The 19,731-nt window shown below is 32.9% G+C and carries 16 protein-coding genes; 4 read left to right on the top strand and 12 right to left on the bottom strand.

From position 1 onward, the window contains the following. The first annotated feature begins 34 nt into the window (after positions 1–34). The 3 genes from EAH81_RS12710 to rluF all read left to right on the top strand — a co-directional run bounded on the left by EAH81_RS12710 (position 35) and on the right by rluF (position 2,596). On the top strand, positions 35–1,183 hold the full coding sequence (locus tag EAH81_RS12710) for a cytochrome P450 (protein WP_161595806.1): 1,149 nt from the start codon (positions 35–37) through the stop codon (positions 1,181–1,183). A 17-nt stretch (positions 1,184–1,200) separates the two neighbouring features. Beyond that, positions 1,201–1,545 carry an antibiotic biosynthesis monooxygenase family protein gene (locus tag EAH81_RS12705; protein WP_140507548.1) on the top strand — a complete coding sequence of 115 codons (345 nt, stop codon included), beginning with the start codon at positions 1,201–1,203 and terminating at the stop codon, positions 1,543–1,545. A 226-nt stretch (positions 1,546–1,771) separates the two neighbouring features. After that, positions 1,772–2,596, top strand: coding sequence for a 23S rRNA pseudouridine(2604) synthase RluF (rluF, locus tag EAH81_RS12700; RefSeq protein ID WP_140507546.1), 825 nt, complete (start codon positions 1,772–1,774; stop codon positions 2,594–2,596). Positions 2,597–2,666: 70 nt separating this feature from the next. On the opposite strand, the gene EAH81_RS12695 is transcribed toward rluF, so the two are convergent. The 12 genes from EAH81_RS12695 to EAH81_RS12640 all read right to left on the bottom strand — a co-directional run bounded on the left by EAH81_RS12695 (position 2,667) and on the right by EAH81_RS12640 (position 18,652). Further along, positions 2,667–3,593, bottom strand: a complete 927-nt coding sequence (locus EAH81_RS12695; protein WP_140507543.1) for a magnesium transporter CorA family protein — start codon at positions 3,591–3,593, stop codon at positions 2,667–2,669. A 206-nt stretch (positions 3,594–3,799) separates the two neighbouring features. Beyond that, positions 3,800–5,179, bottom strand: coding sequence for a DUF4173 domain-containing protein (locus tag EAH81_RS12690; RefSeq protein ID WP_140507541.1), 1,380 nt, complete (start codon positions 5,177–5,179; stop codon positions 3,800–3,802). Between the two features lie 136 nt (positions 5,180–5,315). Next, a complete protein-coding gene (locus tag EAH81_RS12685) occupies positions 5,316–5,606 on the bottom strand; it encodes a winged helix-turn-helix domain-containing protein (RefSeq protein WP_140507538.1) in 291 nt (96 codons plus the stop codon). 8 nt (positions 5,607–5,614) lie between these two features. Continuing rightward, positions 5,615–6,229, bottom strand: a complete 615-nt coding sequence (locus EAH81_RS12680) for a hypothetical protein (RefSeq protein WP_140507536.1) — start codon at positions 6,227–6,229, stop codon at positions 5,615–5,617. Positions 6,230–6,758: 529 nt separating this feature from the next. Further along, positions 6,759–7,643, bottom strand: a complete 885-nt coding sequence (locus EAH81_RS12675; protein WP_140507533.1) for a bifunctional 5,10-methylenetetrahydrofolate dehydrogenase/5,10-methenyltetrahydrofolate cyclohydrolase — start codon at positions 7,641–7,643, stop codon at positions 6,759–6,761. Between the two features lie 137 nt (positions 7,644–7,780). Next, a complete protein-coding gene (gene ffh / locus EAH81_RS12670) occupies positions 7,781–9,133 on the bottom strand; it encodes a signal recognition particle protein (RefSeq protein ID WP_140507531.1) in 1,353 nt (450 codons plus the stop codon). Between the two features lie 194 nt (positions 9,134–9,327). Then, the gene (locus tag EAH81_RS12665; protein ID WP_140507529.1) at positions 9,328–11,013 is read right to left on the bottom strand and encodes an MBOAT family O-acyltransferase; all 1,686 of its coding nucleotides are present in this window, start codon (positions 11,011–11,013) and stop codon (positions 9,328–9,330) included. A gap of 1 nt (position 11,014) precedes the next feature. Then, positions 11,015–12,436 (bottom strand): GDSL-type esterase/lipase family protein, encoded by a 1,422-nt coding sequence (locus tag EAH81_RS12660; protein ID WP_140507527.1) that lies wholly within the window; start codon positions 12,434–12,436, stop codon positions 11,015–11,017. Further along, positions 12,429–13,913 (bottom strand): SGNH/GDSL hydrolase family protein, encoded by a 1,485-nt coding sequence (locus EAH81_RS12655; protein ID WP_140507524.1) that lies wholly within the window; start codon positions 13,911–13,913, stop codon positions 12,429–12,431. Before EAH81_RS12655 ends, EAH81_RS12660 begins: the two co-directional genes overlap by 8 nt. Positions 13,914–14,151: 238 nt before the next feature. Beyond that, positions 14,152–15,735 (bottom strand): T9SS type A sorting domain-containing protein, encoded by a 1,584-nt coding sequence (locus tag EAH81_RS12650; RefSeq protein ID WP_140507522.1) that lies wholly within the window; start codon positions 15,733–15,735, stop codon positions 14,152–14,154. 194 nt (positions 15,736–15,929) lie between these two features. Beyond that, positions 15,930–16,559, bottom strand: coding sequence for an HmuY family protein (locus EAH81_RS12645; protein ID WP_140507519.1), 630 nt, complete (start codon positions 16,557–16,559; stop codon positions 15,930–15,932). A gap of 26 nt (positions 16,560–16,585) precedes the next feature. Continuing rightward, entirely contained in the window at positions 16,586–18,652 is a 2,067-nt protein-coding gene (locus EAH81_RS12640; RefSeq protein WP_140507517.1) for a TonB-dependent receptor plug domain-containing protein, read from the bottom strand. 105 nt (positions 18,653–18,757) lie between these two features. Here EAH81_RS12640 and EAH81_RS12635 point away from each other — a divergent pair, with 105 nt between their 5' ends. Further along, complete coding sequence (locus EAH81_RS12635; RefSeq protein ID WP_140507514.1) at positions 18,758–19,660, top strand: DUF6607 family protein; 903 nt, start codon at positions 18,758–18,760, stop codon at positions 19,658–19,660. Positions 19,661–19,731 lie beyond the last annotated feature (71 nt).

Here is a 19,731-nt window from a genome sequence, read left to right as displayed (position 1 = left end):
TGTAAAGTTAAATAACTTTGCTAAAAAAGTAAACATGATCTCTTCTTTATTCTTGCAATCTGATGTTCCTGATCCTTATTTAATATATGAAAATATGTTGAATATAAATCCCGTTTATTGGGATGAACCAAATAAAACCTGGGCAATATATTCTTATAAACATTGCGTTGAAATTCTAAAAAATACTAAAACACATATTCCGGATATAAATCCTGATAACGTTCAAAAATTAAATACAGATGCTTTATATATTTTGAATAACTTAACTCGATTGTCAAATGGAGTTGAACATGAAATTGCGAAAGAAATCACAACAATAATTTTTTCGAAGATGAAATCAGTTGAAATCGGTCCGGTTACCGCTGCGTTAATTCAAAATGGTTTAGTCGAAAATAAAATAGATTGGGTAGATTCGATATGTAAAAAACTACCTGTTTTAATTCTTCTGAAAAGTTTCAGTTTTGACACTAATGATTCTGATTTTATTTCTAAGAAAATAGAAACTATCGTTAAAATAATGCTTCCAAAGAAAACCGTTGAGGAAGTAAATTCTATCAATGAAATTTCAGAGGATTTGTTTTTCATAATTAAAAAGCATTTATCATCTCTTGCCCTTGAATCATTATTATCTAGCATTGCAGAAAAACATAAAATGACACTTGAACAGGTTATAAAAACAGTTGTGAGTAATTTAATCGGATTATTTATTCAGAGTTATGATGCGGGGCGTGGAATTTTGAGTAATGCGTTGTTGCAAATTATTCAAAATAAAACTTTTTCGAATAAAAAAGCAATAGAAAAATCAGTTATAGAAACGCTTCGTTTTGATCCGCCCATTCACAATACGAGAAGAATTGCAACTGAAGATTTTTTTATCGGCGAAAGCCTTATTAAAAAAAATGACTTCATATTAATTGTTCTGGCATCAGCAAATCGTGATCCTGAAAAGTTTGAAAATGCATTCGAATTTAACATTGAAAGAAGTAATAACTTTGAAAATCTAACTTTTGGGATTGGTGGTCATATGTGTCTTGCAAAATATTTCTCGATTCAATTAGCGACAGAAGCTTTATGGCTTTTATTTGATGAATATAAAACGATAACCATTTTAGATCACAACATTCAATACGAACCTATGATTAATGCCCGATTACCTAAGAATATTTGGGTTTCGATATTATAATTAAAAAACAAAAAAAAATGATAGCAGTAATTTTTGAAGTGATTCCAAACGAAGGAAAAAAAGAAGAATATCTTGATATCGCAGCAAGTTTGCGACCAAAGTTAGACGATATAGATGGCTTTATATCTATCGAAAGGTTTCAGAGTTTTAGTAATCCTGAAAAGGTTTTGTCTTTATCTTTTTGGAGAGATGAAGAAAGTATTCAGCAATGGAGAAATCTCGAGATGCATCGCGACGCCCAATCAAAAGGAAGAAATGAAGTTTTTAAGGATTATCACTTAAGAATTGCGACGGTAGTTCGTGATTATGGAATGTTTGACAGGAAAGAAACTCCTGAAGATAGTTCTGAGTTTCATTCTTGAAGAAGGTTCAAAGGTGCAGAGGTTCAAAGGGACAAAGGTTTTTCTTTTGAGTTTGTCATTTCGACCGAAGGGAGAAATCATACTAGAAACTCCGTGCCTGTAGTCGCCAATCTTTGTCGAATTACTTGTGCGATTTCTCCCTTCGGTCGAAATGACAAGATTGTGAAAAATCTAAACTCTGAGATCTAAAATTCTAAGAAGTCTAAATTTTGACTACTTTTGCAGTATGGAAGAGAATTTAAAACGTCTTAATAAATTTATTGGAGAAACAGGTTACTGTTCTCGTCGTGAAGCCGATAAACTTATCGAAGAAGGGCGTGTGACAATAAATGGTGTTGTACCAGAAATGGGAACCAAGGTTTCACCAAATGATGAAGTACGTATCGACGGAAAATTGATTGTAGAGAAACACGAAAAATTAGTGTATTTAGCTTTCAATAAACCTGTTGGTATTGAATGTACAACCAATTTGGAGGTTCGAAATAATATTGTGGATTATATCAATTACCCAAAACGTATTTTTCCGATTGGAAGATTGGATAAAGCCAGTGAGGGATTAATTTTCATGACCAATGATGGTGATATCGTAAACAAGATTTTACGCGCCAGAAACAATCACGAAAAAGAATATACGGTAACGGTTAACAGACCAATTACAGATCGATTTATAGAACGAATGGGAAATGGTGTTCCGATTTTGGATACGGTTACCCGAAAATGTAAGGTGGAGCAAATAAGCCAATATACTTTTAAAATCATCCTTACACAAGGTTTAAACCGTCAGATTCGTAGAATGACTGAATATTTGGGTTATGATGTTACGGCACTTAAGCGTATCCGAATTATCAATATATCGCTTGATATTCCGGTGGGTCGTTATCGAGATTTGACTGATGATGAGATTAAAGAATTAAATCAGTTGATTGAACCATCCAGTAAAACCGAGGAAGCGAGTTTACCAAAAGTAGAAACGCCTAAAAGTCCTCCAACCAGAAGAACAGAATTCATCTCAGAACATGATCCCCGATTTAAGAAAAAAGGAGATTATTAGATTATAAAAAATTCCCATTTGTTTATGACAAATGGGAATTTTTCTTTTAATTATATTGAATACATTTTTATCAAAACCATCTTCTTCTTTTAAACAAGAATGCTCCGCAAGAAGACAAAATAACAGATACAAAAAGAAGAATCCAAAAACCATATTTACTTTCTTCTAATCCATTTGGGACATTCATTCCGTATAAACTGGCGATCAGGGTAGGAATCATTAGAATAATAGAAATTGAAGTCATTTGCTTCATGATATTATTCATATTATTAGAAATTACCGAAGCATACGCATCCATCATTCCCGTCAAAATATTACTGTAAATATTGGCTGTATCTTGTGCCTGACTTAATTCGATATCAACATCTTCCAGCAAATCCGGATCAAAATGCTCTCTGTGGGCTTTTAGGTTTTTAATTCGGTGAAACAAAACATCATTCCCTTTTAAAGAAGTTATGAAAAACACCAGACATTTCTCTATTTGCAAAAGTGCCTGTAGTTCCTGATTTTTAATAGATTTCTCCAGATTGTCTTCTGCCAGTTTTATCTTTTGATTAATTTGTTTTAAATATTTTAAATACCAAACACTTGATGATAACAACAATCTTAAAACTAAATCGAAGTTGTCTTTTGTATTTATGTTTTTGCGTTTTGTGTATTGTACAAAATCAGAAATCATTTCTGTTTTATAAAAACTGATGGTAACACAAATATCAGCTTTAAAAATCACACCGATCGGAATGGTTTGAAAAGGCAATTTAATGTCGTTACTTTTTATGGGAACACGCATGATAATTAATGTCCAGCCATCTTCTATTTCGATACGCGGTCTTTCGTCAATATCTTCAATATCATTGTAAAATGCTTCTGGAATTTGAAGTTCTTCGAGTAGATATTTTTTTTCAGTTTCTGTAGGAGATTCAATGTTGATCCAGCAATTTGGAGTCCATTTTTGTGTCTCGATTAATCCGTTGTTGTTTTTGTAAAAGGCTTTCATTTCAAAATTGCGGGGTTTATTATAGCAATTTGAAAAAGATCAAAAAGCTATTTTTAATTAAATAGTAACGAATAATAATCGTCCATTGGAGAAGTTTTTTTTTAAGTGCTGCAAAAGTATCCTTTATTTTTAGAATCAAAAATAATTAGGCATTAAAAAACCGTCTTAAGATTACATCAAGACGGTTTTATTACAATTTATTAATCTTATTTTAAAAACTCATAATACAAAGCTTTCGATAAAAACGTTTTTTCCTGATAGATATAAATATCATTCTCTTTATTTAATTCTGCATTTGTCTCTTTAATTTTATTTTCCAGAAAATATTCCCGACGTAGTTCATCATTAAAATTTAAATCATTTAAAAATGTCGTTTCTACTCCTTTATTAACTGAAATATTATAGATAGTAATTAAGTTTCCCCAATTTACAAAACTGCATAAAAGTATTGTTCCATAAAAGCACCAAACCATCTGGTTAAAAAGATAAGCGTTTGTTTTTTGCTTTGTAATCTTAAAAAATGCAAAAACTAATCCAATTATTGCCAGTATCAGAAATGCGTAAACTCCCAATCGTTTATAGGTTAAACCGAAAAAAGAAACATATTCTGAATTTTTAATAATTGTACTTACAATAAGAATAACATTTAAAACGATCCAAATTTTAGCGAGTTTTTTTAGATTAGTTGCTTTTTCATCAAAATTAAATCCGCCTTTAAAGTAAAACAAGATCACACCAACTGCCATAATAATCGAAAAGATAACCGCATTTACTCTTTCGTGTGTATCTGAACTTAGTTTCGTTTTTTCTACCACTTCGAAAAACTGTTCGTAATTATAGGTAACAATAAAAATTAAGAGCATAAAATTTAAAAGTACCAACGTTATCTCGCCGCTTTTTCTTTCGAAATCGAGATCAAGAAACGAAAATGTCTGTTGATTTTTGACTTCGGCTATATTTTCGAAATCATTGTCTAATAACTCATTTTTTTCATAACAAAGCTCCGGAACCCAATAATTCCAAAAACTGAAAGAAATATAAAACCCCAATAAACCAATTAGAATAACTTGTACAATGTCAAGATCTAAAGTATAATCTGTTAGTAAAGAAGAAAAATGAGTACTTCCGAATGAATATGCCGCAAAAAACACAATTAAAAAAATTGCTGGAATAATAAAATAAGCCACCAACTTCTTAGCAAAGTTATTATGAATTTTTCTTTCCGGAAGCCATTGGCTAAACATAAAAACACGACCCAAAGTGGCAAATGCATTTAAAAATACAAGAGGAAAAATCTGTATTACTTTAAGTTTTGAGTCTTGTGTTTTAAATTGTAAAAAGAGAACTGACATTGCTAAAGCCAAAAATGAAGCAAAATCACCATACCAAGCAAATGCCAAACAAGATAAAACCGATGTTATTACCAAAACTAAATGTGATCTGTCAACCGACCGATCCTGAAATGAATACGAAACCAAACAGGTTAATAATAGTCCGAAAATAGCGAGGTTCACTCCTATAGACTCGTTGTAAAAAAGCAGTGTAAATATCAAACTGCAAGCTAGAATAATCTGGTGTTTTTTCATATTTGTTGATTTTATTTATTAGTGGTCAAATATGTTATCGCCTTTTTTATAGGTTTTATTTTTTAGTGGCGATTTCATAATTTTAAATTTAAAAGTACTTTGCATTTCAAAGTATTTAGGTAAAAAAATATAGTTATTAAGATTTCATTAATTTTTCAAGGTAAGATAAGTGTTCTTTAAAGGCTGCACGTCCTCTAGGTGTAACTTGGTATGAAGTTTTGGGCTTTTTGCCTACAAACTCTTTCTTTACTTCGATATATTCTGATTTCTCAAGTGCCGAGGAATGACTGGCTAAATTTCCATCGGTGATGTTCAGGAGATTTTTCATCTCGGTGAAATCAACCCATTTATTAACCATCAGTATGGACATAATACCCAATCTGACACGGCTTTCAAAATCTTTATTTAGTTTATCAATAATTCCCATTGCTTGGATTATTTATATTTTTTGAACATTATTAATCCGTACAAGATATGCAAAATACCAAATCCTATGATCCAAAAAACTAAACCATATCCAATATAAAAAAGTGAAATAAATCCTAAAACCAACTCACAGAATCCTAAATATTTAATATCTGAAAAAGTATATTTTTCAGCATTTATAAGTGCCAAACCATAGAAAATTAAAGTCGCCGGCGCTACTAAACCATAAATTTCATGATACAAAAGCGCTAAACAAAATATACCTCCAGCCAAAAGTGGAACGGCCAAATTAAACAACATTTTTTTTGTCGCTGATGTCCAAATAGGCAAATCGTATTTTTTGCTTTTTCTGATCGTAAAAAGAAGGCCAAATGTAAAAGCGCAAATCAGAACAATAACTGCGGTAATGAATAAGTGAGAAACTAAATTGGCGGAATACAATTTATGTTCTCCATCAAAATATTCAAGTCCGTTTGCTTTGAACAACTGATAAACATATAATCCTCCTATTAACGCTGAAAGTCCGGCAAATACTCCTGAGAGCCCGCTTAACGATATAAATCTGGAAGAGCGTTCCATCATGGAACGAATATGTGCTAAATCTTCTTGGTGCTTCTGATTCATAATAAAGTACTTTGTAGTGCAAAGTTATGTTTTATTTTGAATTGACAAGTATAAAATTTGATTTTTTTAATGTGCCGAAATTAATTATAATTTTTATATGTCACCCCGATGGGGTTCTGAAAAACGAATCACTGTTTTTCTATAAATATATCGTCCCAATGGGACTTGATTCATTACCGTAAAATTGCGTGAGGGATAGGAATCAATGTCATTAAGTTAAGGGAATATTGCCGAATAAATCTCGCGCAAAGTCGCAGAGTCGCAAAGAAAATGTGTGTAAACTTGGCGGCTTTGCAACTTTGCGCGATTTTTTTTCAGTCTTAATTATCTAAAAAAAGCTTAACTTAATGACATTGGGATAGGAATAAGCTACCGCAGTAGCATGGATAGCCCGACCGTATTTGCGAAAGGCGCACATAAGCGTCATGTTAAATAGCGCCTTTTGTAAATACGGTCACGCCCAAAGTAAATTAAAACGACAAAGCCTACTCGATTGAATAGGCTTTGTTTATTATTATAGTCGAAAAGATTATTTCTTTGCGCTTCTCATTTTTCTTGCCAAAAGCGTATTTTTAAGCAACATTGCGATTGTCATTGGTCCTACTCCACCAGGAACTGGCGTAATATATGATGCTTTTTTGCTTACGCCGTCAAAATCAACGTCGCCTTTTATAACGTAACCTTTTGGGTTTGAAGCATCGTCTACACGAGTAATTCCAACATCAATGATTACAACTCCATCTTTAACCATGTCTGCTTTTAAGAATTCAGGAACTCCTAAAGCTGTGATGATAATATCTGCATTTTTAGTAAATTCTGCTAAGTTTTTAGTACGGCTGTGTGTCAAAGTAACGGTAGAATCTCCTGGATTTCCCTTACGACTCATTAAGATACTCATTGGGCGTCCTACAATATGACTTCTACCAATCACTACTGTATGTTTTCCGGCAGTTTCTACTTTGTAACGCTCCAACAATTCCATAATTCCGAATGGCGTTGCAGGAATGAAACTTTCCATTTCAAGCGCCATTCTACCAAAGTTTGTTGGATGAAATCCGTCAACATCTTTATCAGGATCGATTGCTAATAAAATTTTTTGCTCATCGATGTGTTTTGGCAAAGGCAACTGAACAATATATCCGTCAAGATCGTCGTCTTCGTTTAATTCTTTAATTTTAGCTAGTAAATCCTCTTCGGTAATATCTTCCGGTAAACTCACTAAAGTTGAATCGAAGCCAATTTGCTGGCAAGATTTTACTTTACTTCCTACGTAAGTTAAACTTGCCCCGTTTGTACCAACGATTACAGCTGCCAAATGAGGTACTTTTCCTCCGGCATCTTTTATCGATTGAACTTCGGCTGCAATTTCGTTTTTAATGTCTTCAGCTGTTTTTTTACCGTCTAGTAGTTGCATTATTCTTTAGTTAAAATGTTTCAGGTTTAAAGTTTCAAGTTTTAAAAAGCTAAAACTTGTGTTTATTGTAATCAAAAAAGTTTCAAGTTTTAGTCCCGAACATGAAACTTTAAACCTGAAACTTTTTTCTTATTTTTTTATCTCGGCATTCCGCCTGGCATTCCTTTCATGCCTCCCATCATTTTCATCAGGTTTTTTCCGCCTGGACCTTGCATCATCTTCATCATTTTGCTCATTTGGTCGAATTGCTTCATTAACTGATTTACTTGCTCGACTTTCGTTCCGGAACCTTTAGCGATTCTGGCTTTTCTCTTTACGTCGATTATGGCAGGTTTACTTCTTTCGATTGGTGTCATCGAGTGAATAATTGCTTCGATATGTTTAAAAGCATCATCTTCTATTTCTACATCTTTCATGGCTTTTGAAGCTCCTGGTATCATTCCAACCAGATCTTTCATATTACCCATTTTCTTTACTTGCTGAATTTGTGTCAAGAAATCATCAAAACCAAATTCGTTTTTAGCGATTTTCTTTTGAAGTTTTCTGGCTTCTTCCTCATCAAATTGTTCCTGAGCTCTTTCTACAAGCGACACAACGTCTCCCATACCTAAGATACGCTCGGCCATACGATCCGGATAGAAAACATCAATTGCTTCCATCTTCTCGCCTGTACCTACAAATTTGATTGGTTTGTTTACAACCGATTTAATCGAAATTGCAGCTCCACCACGTGTATCTCCATCTAATTTGGTTAAGATAACTCCATCAAAATTCAGGATATCGTTGAAGGCTTTTGCTGTATTTACAGCATCTTGTCCTGTCATTGCATCCACAACAAACAAGGTTTCCTGAGGTTGGATTGCTTTATGAACACGAGCAATTTCATCCATCATTTCTTTGTCTACTGCCAAACGACCAGCCGTATCGACAATAACTACATTGAAACCGTTTGCTTTTGCATGTTTGATTGCGTTTTGAGCAATTTCAACAGGATTTTTATTTTCCGGTTCTGAGTAAACCTCAACACCTATTTGGTCCCCAACAACATGTAACTGATTGATCGCCGCAGGACGATAGATATCACACGCTACAAGTAGTGGTTTTTTATTTTTCTTTGTTTTTAAAAAGTTGGCAAGTTTACCAGAGAAAGTTGTTTTACCAGAACCCTGAAGTCCTGACATCAAAATAACTGTTGGTGTTCCTGAAAGATTGATTCCTGCAACATCACCACCCATCAATTCAGTTAGTTCGTCTTTTACTAACTTCACCAATAATTGTCCCGGCTGAAGTGTTGTTAAAACGTCCTGACCAATTGCTTTTTCTTTTACTTTAGTTGTAAAATCTTTAGCAATTTTAAAGTTAACATCGGCATCTAATAAGGCACGACGAACTTCTTTTAAGGTATCGGCAACGTTTACTTCTGTAATTTTACCGTGTCCTTTTAATATATGGAACGCTTTATCTAACTTATCACTTAAATTATCAAACATACTATTTTCTTTATTTGAAGTGCAAAGATAATCTAATTAGACATTTCAGGCAATTTTTATTTAAGGGCAATTTTTTGGTTTTGCCACAAAGGCACTAAGACGCAAAGTTTTTTATTTATATCTGGTAATGCTTATATAAAAAAAGCGCAAAGAAAAATAATCTTTGCGCTTTTGTGCCTTTGTGGCAATATTTTTTAAAACTGAAAATAAATAAAGGGTTGTGAACCTGCAACGGCTGTTGCGTAAACAATCCAATAGACGAAGCCCAGAATTACGGCTTTTAGCAGTAAAGGTGTATTATCGAAAACAAATTTCATTTTGGATGTAAATACTTCTGGTAAAAAGTGCCAAACATATCCGAAAAGCATTAATCCAAACACATTTTTATATCCTAAAACTATTACTTTCCATTGTTCCGGCTCGAATGTTAACTGACCAATATTGTTGATTACTTGTATCGCTGTTTCGAAATCTCTGGCGCGGAAAAAGATCCAGCAGAAAACCACGAAATGAAATGTTATTACGATTGAAAAGAACCTCCATACAAAACCGGAACTTTTACCTTCTTTTTTGGAAGGGAAAAATTCTAAGAAAATTTTATGAACCGCCAATGCTAAACCGTGTAACGCTCCCCAAATAATAAACTGTGCTCCTGCTCCATGCCATAATCCTCCTAAAAGCATTGTGGTAAATAAATTAAAATTGGTTACCAGCGTTTGATTTTTTTTCTTCGAAAGTAAAAATGTCAAACAAAAAACTACAAGCGCTCCAATTGCTATTCCTAACGGAATAAAGCTCACATTTACATTTGAAATTCCCCAAAGCAATAATCCAAAGAAGAATAAACTCGGGAATAAAAACCCTGCAAATGTTCCTTCTCTGTTTCCTCCGATAGAGATATACAAGAAATCCTTTAACCACGTTGAAAGTGAAATATGCCATCTTCTCCAAAAATCCGTTATCGAAGTTGATTTATATGGTGTTCTAAAGTTGGCTGGTAATTTGAATCCTAATAACAAAGCGATTCCGATTGCCATATCTGAATATCCCGAGAAGTCACAATAAATTTGTATCGCATATCCGTAAGATGCCATTAAGTTTTCGAATGACGTATAATTCATTGGCGTATCAAAAACACGGTCAACGAAATTTATAGAGATGTAATTTGAAATTACTGTTTTCTTGATTAATCCGCCAATAATCAAAAACAAGGCGTTGTTTACATCTTGCTTTGTTAAGTTTAATTTTTGGTAAATCTGAGGAAGAAAATCTTTTGCCCTAACAATTGGTCCGGCTACTAATTGTGGAAAAAACGAAACGAAAAATAAATATTCGATGTAGTTTTTTGTCGGTTTAATTTCTTCACGGTAAATCTCAATAATATAACTCATCGACTGAAAAGTATAAAACGAAATTCCCACTGGAAGAAAAACATCATGAAGCTGGAAATTACCATGAAACATATCATTGAACGTTACAATCATAAAGTTCATGTACTTGAAATATCCAAGTAATCCTAAATTCAGGATGACACTTATTACCAAATAAATTTTCTTGGTACTGTCTTTTGTTGCTTTAAAAATAATCTGGCTCAGACTATAATCAACTACAGAGGAAAGCAATAAGAGTAAAAAGTAAATTCCGCTTGACTTATAGTAAAAGAAAAGCGAAAACAGAATAACATACGTTAATCTCAAATAAAATGTTTTGCGTAAAAAAGCATACACAAAATAAAAAACCAAAAACAGTCCTAAGAATAAACCTGTATTAAACAATAATTTTTCTTCGGGATTGTATATAAACCAGCTTTTAGCCTGCTCTAAGGTAATTGCACCAAAATTTTGAACAAACCAATTATTTATGCTATCAATTGTAATCAACTTAATTCTTTAATTTAAAATTATTGTATGCGCTTAAAAATGCCTGTGTAAACAAATCACCTTGTTTTTCGTATCCTTTTTTAGAATAATGAACCCAATCCGGTCCAATTAATCCTTGAAGTTTTAATTGATTAATACCGTGCATCCCACCAAATTCATCATATAAATCCCAAACAGCAACATTGTCGCTTTCTGCAATTTGAATTATACTTCTCGCATAATCGAATATGTAAGTATTGGTTCTTTTTGCTTTAAGCAAAGAAGGCGCTGGTGTACTAATAATTATTGGAACGTGTATGTTTTGTTCTTTCACTTTCTTTATAAACTGGCGCAATTGCTCAATATAAGCCGGAGCTTCCATGTGATCATAGCTTTCGTTTGTTCCTAAAGAAAGAACCAACATATCGGGATGTAATGCTTTTAACTGTTCAAAAAACAAAGGATATTTATTGTAATCTGAAAACTTAGATCCGTTTACTCCAATACTGCTGTAAATTAAACCCGGTGAATCTTTCTCGAGAACAATTCCGTTCAATTCGTATTTTGAAGCGTCTTTATTCGGAATTAGAAAAATTTTATCTAATGCTTTTTCAGAATTGTAATAATGACTAAATGAATCTGATTCTAAATCTAAAGAAACAAATGCCGAATTCTTGATCGCTTTGGGTTTTGTTTCGTTTGTCTGAATTTTCAATACTCTTCCGGCACGAATATTATCTGACTTTAAGTGATTGTTTCTTTTAATTTCGGCAACTGAAACATTGTATTTATCGGCAATAGTCGATATCGCTTCTCCCTTTTTGATTTTGTGTGTAATTACTTTTCGCTCTGTAGACTGAATAATATTGGTTTGAGATGATGTTGCCAAATCAAACATATTCTGGTTTCTAGGCGTAATAATGCGTATTGTATTAAACTTATAAGCAGGATCTTTGACATTCAATTCGACGGCAAAACCGCCACTATCTCTCCAAAGTCCTATTCCGCTTAAACCTATGGGAACATTTTTAAAGGGATGAATGTTTCTATAACTTTCCCATGTTCTGTTCGAGCGAAAACGCTCATTATAAGAACCGTTTGTTTTGGCTAATTGATATGGAAAAACTAAACCTCGACCAGCATTTCCAAATTTCTGTTGTAGATTCTTTCTGATTTCATTGGTCATTAAATCGCCCTGAATATGAGAATCGCCAATATGAACAATGTTTATCTTTTGATTGTTATGCTTTTCATTTTCCTGTAATTTCTTGAAAAAACTCTCCAATGCTTTCGCATTATAAATATCCTGATCAGAAATAGGTTCAATCGCTGCTGAATCGACTTTTTGAATCATATTTTTTTCTATTGAATGTGAATCTGTCGTTTTTGGTTTATCGTTTGTTGAGAAAAAAAGGCAACAAAACAAAATTATAAGTCTAGTCATATACGCTATCTTTTTTTACAGAAACGGAATCTGTATTTGCTTTTTTTGCTGTTTTCCGTTTATCGGTAACAACTTCTCTATTCTCTCTAAGAGCTTTGTATTGTTCGTATCCTTTATTTAATTGATCGTATAATAATTTACCTATTGCTTTTGCACCGCGTTGATTAAAATGCGTGTAATCTTTATTGGCTCTCGCAGGAGATTCATCAACCCATTTCACCATAGATCCGTCGCCGCCCATTAAAGTGTATAAATTTACAAATCCGGATTCGGTTTCCAGTGCATATCTTTTTTGAGCTTTCATTAAAGGAACAACAGCAGAATCTGTTTTCATTTCCAGATCATACTTTGTTGATTTATCTGCAGTCGAAATAATAAGAATAGAAACTCCCGGGAAAGATTCTTTGATTTTATTCACCGTTTTTTTCATTCCTCTTTCGTACCAGAAATAATTTTTGGTACCGTAATTCAATACGTTGGTTCCGTAGTGTAAGATAATCAAATCGTACTTCAAATTAGTATTGAAGGCTTGCATTACACTGGCATCAAAAGCCGAAATTGGTAATCCTGAATTTCCTCTTTGCGAGAAATTGTCGACGTGAACTCCTTTTCCGTTATCGAAATTAAATCCGTAAATCGGAATTGAATCGGCATGAATGAAATTTGCCTTGAAAGCTTTTATACTTCCCGATGTTACTTTTAAGGTATTTACCAAATTATTCGGAATCAGGCTTTTTCTCAAGGTATCTTTTCCAATCACAAAATTCACATTTCCTCTCTTAGAAGATCTTCCGTAAAACAAGGTTGGATTATCTAACGAGGTTGAATTTTTATTAGGTCCTGCTTCATATTGAACCCAGGTTGCGTTTGCTTTATCATTTGCAAAAAACACATGCCCGTTTACTCCAAAAGGACTTGATGGTCTTCTCACATTCAAGTAAGATTGCATTTTCCAGTTCTTAGAATACAATGATTTTACAGAACCTCTGGAAGCAGCAGATTCTGAGGTTATGGATACAAAACCAACTCCGTTTCCGCCAAAACGTTCCTGATAATTGGCACGAACATCTTGTACAATTAAATCTCCGTCTGTCATAGAATCTCCGTAATAAGCGATTCTAACATTGCCTTGGGGGTTTTTTTCCAGCTGATATAATTTTTCGTAAAAAGAAATCAAATATTGATACCCTTTGTAATTGTCAAAAGTCTCAGACGGAAATTCAATTCCTTCTGAAGCATCATAAACAATTTTTTCCTCACCCAGTTTTCGCTCGCTTTCCTCGATACTATCGCTTTTTAGCGATAATGAATCTTTTGCTACTGATTCTAAAAGCATACTGTCGATTAGTATATTTTTGGAATCGATTTTACTCTCCGAAAATATTTTATCCGGTAAGATTTGCTTAAACCCAATGAAAGCTACAAACGCTAAAGCGACAATTGCAAAAGACTGAAAAAAATAAGATTTTGTATTCACCTACTATTATAAATTTGAAGGATATAATTACAAGAATTAAACCGTTTTTAAATCTCTGTTAATTGCTTGTAAAAAAAATATGCGCAAAGATAGGACTAAAAATGAATGTTTGGCGCATTTTATTTGCAGTAAAAACAAAAAAAGAGGTTAGACGAATCCAACCTCTTTCTCAAAAAAAAATAAAAAAAACAAAGCTAATGATTAACTGAATTATAAAACAAGCAATCTTGATTTGCTGTTATTGAACTATTATTTTACCAGTTTTAACTTCCTTATTTCCAGAAAGAATTTTATAAAAATAAATTCCTTTTTGGTAACTAGCAGGAATATTCCAGTTCACAACTTGATTTGGCGTTACTGTTCCTTTAAAAACTGATTTTTCATTTCCTAATTTATCTGAATACACAACAATTTCAATTTCTTTATTCGTAGAGAAATTTGTTGAGAAGTTAATTGATTCGGATGTTGGATTGGGATAAACTGTTAATAAATCACTCTCTGATTGAAACTTTAAAGTTTGTTGTTTCAAAGCAGATATACCATATAAACTTATTTTATTGCTATTTGACCTCTTTACAGATCTTACAGTCCTAAATATAACTGCAGTATGATCATTCTGTAAAAGACTTATCGCAAGGGGGTATGGAGTCAAATCCAAATCCTTTGTAGTTTCATCAAATACAATTGGATCTTCTTGACTTCCCAAAAACCATGAGTATCTATATTCACCAACTCCTCCAGTCGGTTGACTGCCTGTTATTTTATAACCACTAATTGATATGCTATTGTTTTCTATATCAGTAATAGGCAAAGGTACTGGCAATATATTAACATGATTACTTGTAGAGCTTCTACTTCCAGAAGTTATATATCTTACGATAGTTGCATTTGGATATGAACTTAAAAAATTATATAAGCTTTCTGTGATTTCTAAATTCTGTCCATTATCTGGAAAAGTGTAAGGGTCTTCAGCCCCTAATAACACCCAAGAAAAAGTGTAGGAAGAATTTATGCCTCCCGTAGGAATAGTTCCTTTAATTGTCCAGTCAACTAAATTAATTGTATTATTTTGTATAGCTGGTGCTGGCTTTATCCAAATTGCAATTCTATTACTATAGACATCCTTAGAGACACCATACGCTCTTCTCCAATAATACGTTGAGTATTGCTCGACAGGCAAATAATCTTTCCCGACAGCACCTGGAATAGCAACTGTACCTCCAACTGCATCTGTACGTAGTTTGTACCACTGATAGGTAGATCCCATATCGCTCCCTATTAGCTTTTTAAACTCAGTCCCTTCATTAACAGTCTGATCATTTTCGGAAGAATTATTATAAGTAATTATATTAGTGCTTGGCGTTGGATTTGTTGGATTCGTTGGGTTTGTCGGATTTGTTGGGTTAGTTGGGTTGGTTGGAGTTGTCGTCGATCCATTTTTATAATTTACAGTAATTTTAATCATTTCAGATTCACTCTGAAAACAACTTCCATTGGTAGTAAACTTATAAACTTTTTGAGTATCCGAAGTGACCGTTTTTTTAAATTTAAATTTTAATGTTGTTGTTTGTCCTGGAATTAAGGATAATCCATTTGAAGCTAGATTAGAAACAAATCCATCAGGATCACCACATAAGAAGTGCTGATTAAGAATTACGGGGTTACCACTATTTCCATAACAACTAATTATAATATCCAGAGATCCTTCGACACCTGAATTAGTTGTTACTGTACCACTTTTGGATGAGTATGTCACAGAATTTTGAGCAAAACCAATCTCTACAAAAACCAGTAAAGACAATAAAAGTAATTTTAATTTCATATTTATAGTGATTTACATAACATTAAGTAATTATCCTCATCTGTTTTTAAAATTTATTTTAGATCTCTATTTATAAAACAAAGACGTAAAACAAAATTTACAATAGAATAAAAGTAACTTTCTACATGTTAAAATTAATTATAGGTTAAAAAATAACCCCGAATAAATTCGTATTCGAGGTTACTAATACTTTTTTAGAAAGTTGTTGTGCTATTAGCTTGGTATGCGAAATTGAAAGTATAATATCTTGACGTAGATTCTGCCGTTGGAGTTGTTGGTGCTCCTTTATAGTAGCTTAAGATTTCGAATTTTGCGTATTTCCCATCATGAGTTTTTACAACAATAACTTTCCCTGCAATTGGAGAAATTATTGTGTTAGCATAGTTGTACCATCCTTGCCCACTTACTCCAGGAATTGCGTACACAGTAGCGGCATCTTGTTTAAAAGTAGCTGTTGCCGGAAATGCTGTTACAGCGGCGAAAGTGTTAGAAACAATACTAATAGCTCCTGATCCAGTTCTTGCTGGTTCACCTGCATCATCAACATTGACTTTTGCTCCCCCGTTTACAATAATGAACGTTCCACGAAAAGCGATATCCCACTTATCAGTAGTAACAACTTTATTTTCAGAAAAACTGAATTTTGTATACGCACCACCTGTTGGTAATCCCGTTCCACCTCCTCCAGTTTGCGGAGCATTAAGATCAGACACTTTTGTTGTTACAACTACTTCAGGAGTTGTATTTTTATCATCATCACTGCTACAAGATGCAGTAAAAAGTACTAGTGCTAAAAGCGAAAATTTTAAGAAATTTGTTTTCATTGTAAAGGTTTTAAATAATTATTAAATTAGAAATTGTATTGAATTCTTGCATAAATTTGTCTTCCTGCCAAACTCGGAATTTGGCTAGGATCTGTGTAGTCAAATAGATTATTAACTCCGGCCTGAAGCATGAATTTATCCATAATATATTTTGTGGCTGATAAGTTTGCTATAAAATAATCCCCTATAAAGTTGTCATATTTGTCGAGAATTCCATTTCCGTTGGTATCAAACAACCCGTATTTGCTTCGATAAAGAACACGTAAATTGATGTCTGTTTTAATTGAAGGAATAGTATACGCAAATTTAATATTGGCCGTATGCTTCGATCTATTGTATAGTCCGAAATAATCTGATTTATCAATTTTAATGGTTTGTAAATCCGAATTTCGAATGTATTGATGCTCCTCAAAATTATCAACAACTGATTTGTCTTTGGCAGTTAAATATTGATATCCAACCGAAACTGAAAAGTCTCTCGTAAATTCATAAGCAGAATTAAACTCTAAACCATAGGTAAAAACTTTGCTATAATTGAAGTAGCTAAAAATGTTTTGTCCACTCTTTTTTGCAGCAACAACACCTGTATCAATCAAATCACTAATCGAATTGTAAAAAGCATTTAGTTCTATTTTGAGCTTGTTTTTTTTATAATATCCTCCAAAATTAAAATTGATGGAACTTTCCGGTTTCAATGGTTCATCAAAATTGATTCCCGCTACTCTGGAAGACAGAAGTCCTTGACTATCAAATTCATCCAAACGAGCTTCAGCTACATTATATCCCAATACGGTATATCCTACTGATGGATTTGTAAAATCGAAATATAACTGACGGAAATCTGGTGCTTTATAACCATATCCTACTGCACCTTTTAAAGAAAAACTGGTATTAAATTTATAATTTACCGCTAATTTCGGGCTTAATTGCGATGCATATTCGCTATGATTATCATATCTGAATCCTGCAAGAATATTTAGTTTTTCCGTGGGATTATAATCATATTGCAGGTAAACATACTGCGAATTAAACTTGACATTATTCGCAAAATACGTACGATCCAAGGTTTCATAATTTAATCCTGCTCCTGCTGTTAATTTATCCCTATTTATAGACCATGTTGTTCTTATTTCTGGTCTAACAAGCCATTGATTATAATATGTTTTCTCAAAAAGCACATTATCGGGATCATTCAAAAAAGCATCATTCTTATAATTAGTAGCATAAAATTCATATTCCCAATATAATCTGGAATTCCATCTGTGTTCTAATTTAATTTGCGAATTCCATTCATTTTCTTTTGCATCACCTGTATATCTTTCAGATTCAATTATAGCTTTGTTGTCTATCTTTTGATTGAAAAAACGGTTGTTTACAGTTAGTTTAAGATTTTCTGAAAAATCGTAATATATTTTTGGCTGAATTGTCGTGTTATGAAATTTTTCAACATTTTGTAACCACGTACTTTTATCTAAGTCAAATCCGTCTGTTGAATAAAAATTAGCAAATAAGTTGGCAGCAAATTTTTTCTTTTTCCAAAGTAAATTAGCGTTCGCATCATTGGTATTAAATGTACCATATCGATAAGACAGATTACCAGAAAACATATCTTTTTTAGGTCTTTTTGTAATTACGTTAATCACTCCGCCCATTGCTTCTGAACCATACAAAGCCGATGACGCTCCTTTTACAATTTCAATTCTTTCTATATTTCCTACAGAAATTCTTGATAAATCCAAAACTCCTGAACTTCTTCCTACAAGCGGAACGCCATCAATAAGAATCATGGTATAAGCTGCATCTAAACCCTGAATCTGAACACCTTCAAAACCACTTTCATCCGGAATCAAAATAATACCTGTTTGTTCATTTAGAATTTCATTTAATCTTGTAACGCCAGATTTTATAATTGCTTCAGATGTAATAACTGTCATTGGTAATGGCAAGGAAGAAAGCACTCTCTCGGTTCTTGTTGCCGTTGTAACCGTTACTTCTGACAATTCGTTCGCTTTAATACTATCTTTTTGTTTTTCCTGCGCAAAAGAAATTTGACAAAAAATGAACACAGCTAAAAGGGTAAATGTTATTTTCATTATTTTTATTCAGTCTTAATAATGGCGCAAATATAGAAACTATTTTTATTTGTTCTAAATAAATTATATATATTTGCCAAAAAATTTAAAACAAAACAATAAGTTATGATTTCAAAAAGCCTCTATTTTTCAGCCGTAATGGCTTTGACTTGTAGCCTTGGTTTCAGTCAGGACAAAAAACAACAAGACATTAATTCAATCAAATCAATGTGTGGTTGTTATGAAGTGAAATTTAATTTTACAGAAACTTTTCAATACCCTAAAGATTCTGCTACTTATAAGCCATCAGAGACCAAACATGAATCTGGTTTAGAATGGGTAGAGTTATTAGAAGACACTCCTAACAAAATCTCCATGCAACACTTATTAATTGTAAGTGATGATATGATCATCAAACACTGGAGACAAGATTGGCTATATGAAAACACTGACTTATATTCTTTTGACAAAGGTTCTTCCTGGAAATACAAAAAATTAGACAAGAAAGCTGTTAAAGGACAGTGGACTCAAAAAGTATATCAAGTAGATGATAGTCCAAGATATGAAGGTTCCTCAACTTGGGTTCACGTTGACGGACAAGATTATTGGGCAAATGTTGCTGATGCTCCTCTACCAAGAAGAGAGCAAACAAAACGTAATGATTACAATGTTTTGAAAAGAAGAAACATTCATGAAATTACTGCTACAGGATGGAATCACGAACAAGACAACGATAAATTGATCAGAGATGACAGTGGAAAAGATGTTTTGTTAGCACAAGAAAAAGGAATGGATATTTATACTAAAGTTCCAGATGTAAAATGTATTGCTGCTCAAAAATGGTGGGTTGCCAACAATGCTCTTTGGAAAAATGTTCGTGACAAATGGCAAACGCTATTTGACAGACATCAGGACTTAAATTTAGAAGCTAAAGTTGACAGAAAACCTCTTTATTCTCTTTTGTTTGATTTAAAACCAGACGCTACAAAAGCAGAAACGGATGCAATTATCAACAAGTACGTAAAATAAAAATGTTTCTGTTAGTTGTAAAAAAGCCGATAGTCTAAACACTATCGGCTTTTTTTATGCAAAAAAAACCG

The organism is Flavobacterium pectinovorum (genome assembly GCF_006438875.1).
GTDB classification, from domain to species: Bacteria; Bacteroidota; Bacteroidia; order Flavobacteriales; family Flavobacteriaceae; genus Flavobacterium; species Flavobacterium pectinovorum_A.
The sequence above is the reverse complement of the archived record's forward strand: the minus strand, read 5'-3'. Positions and strand labels throughout refer to the sequence as shown.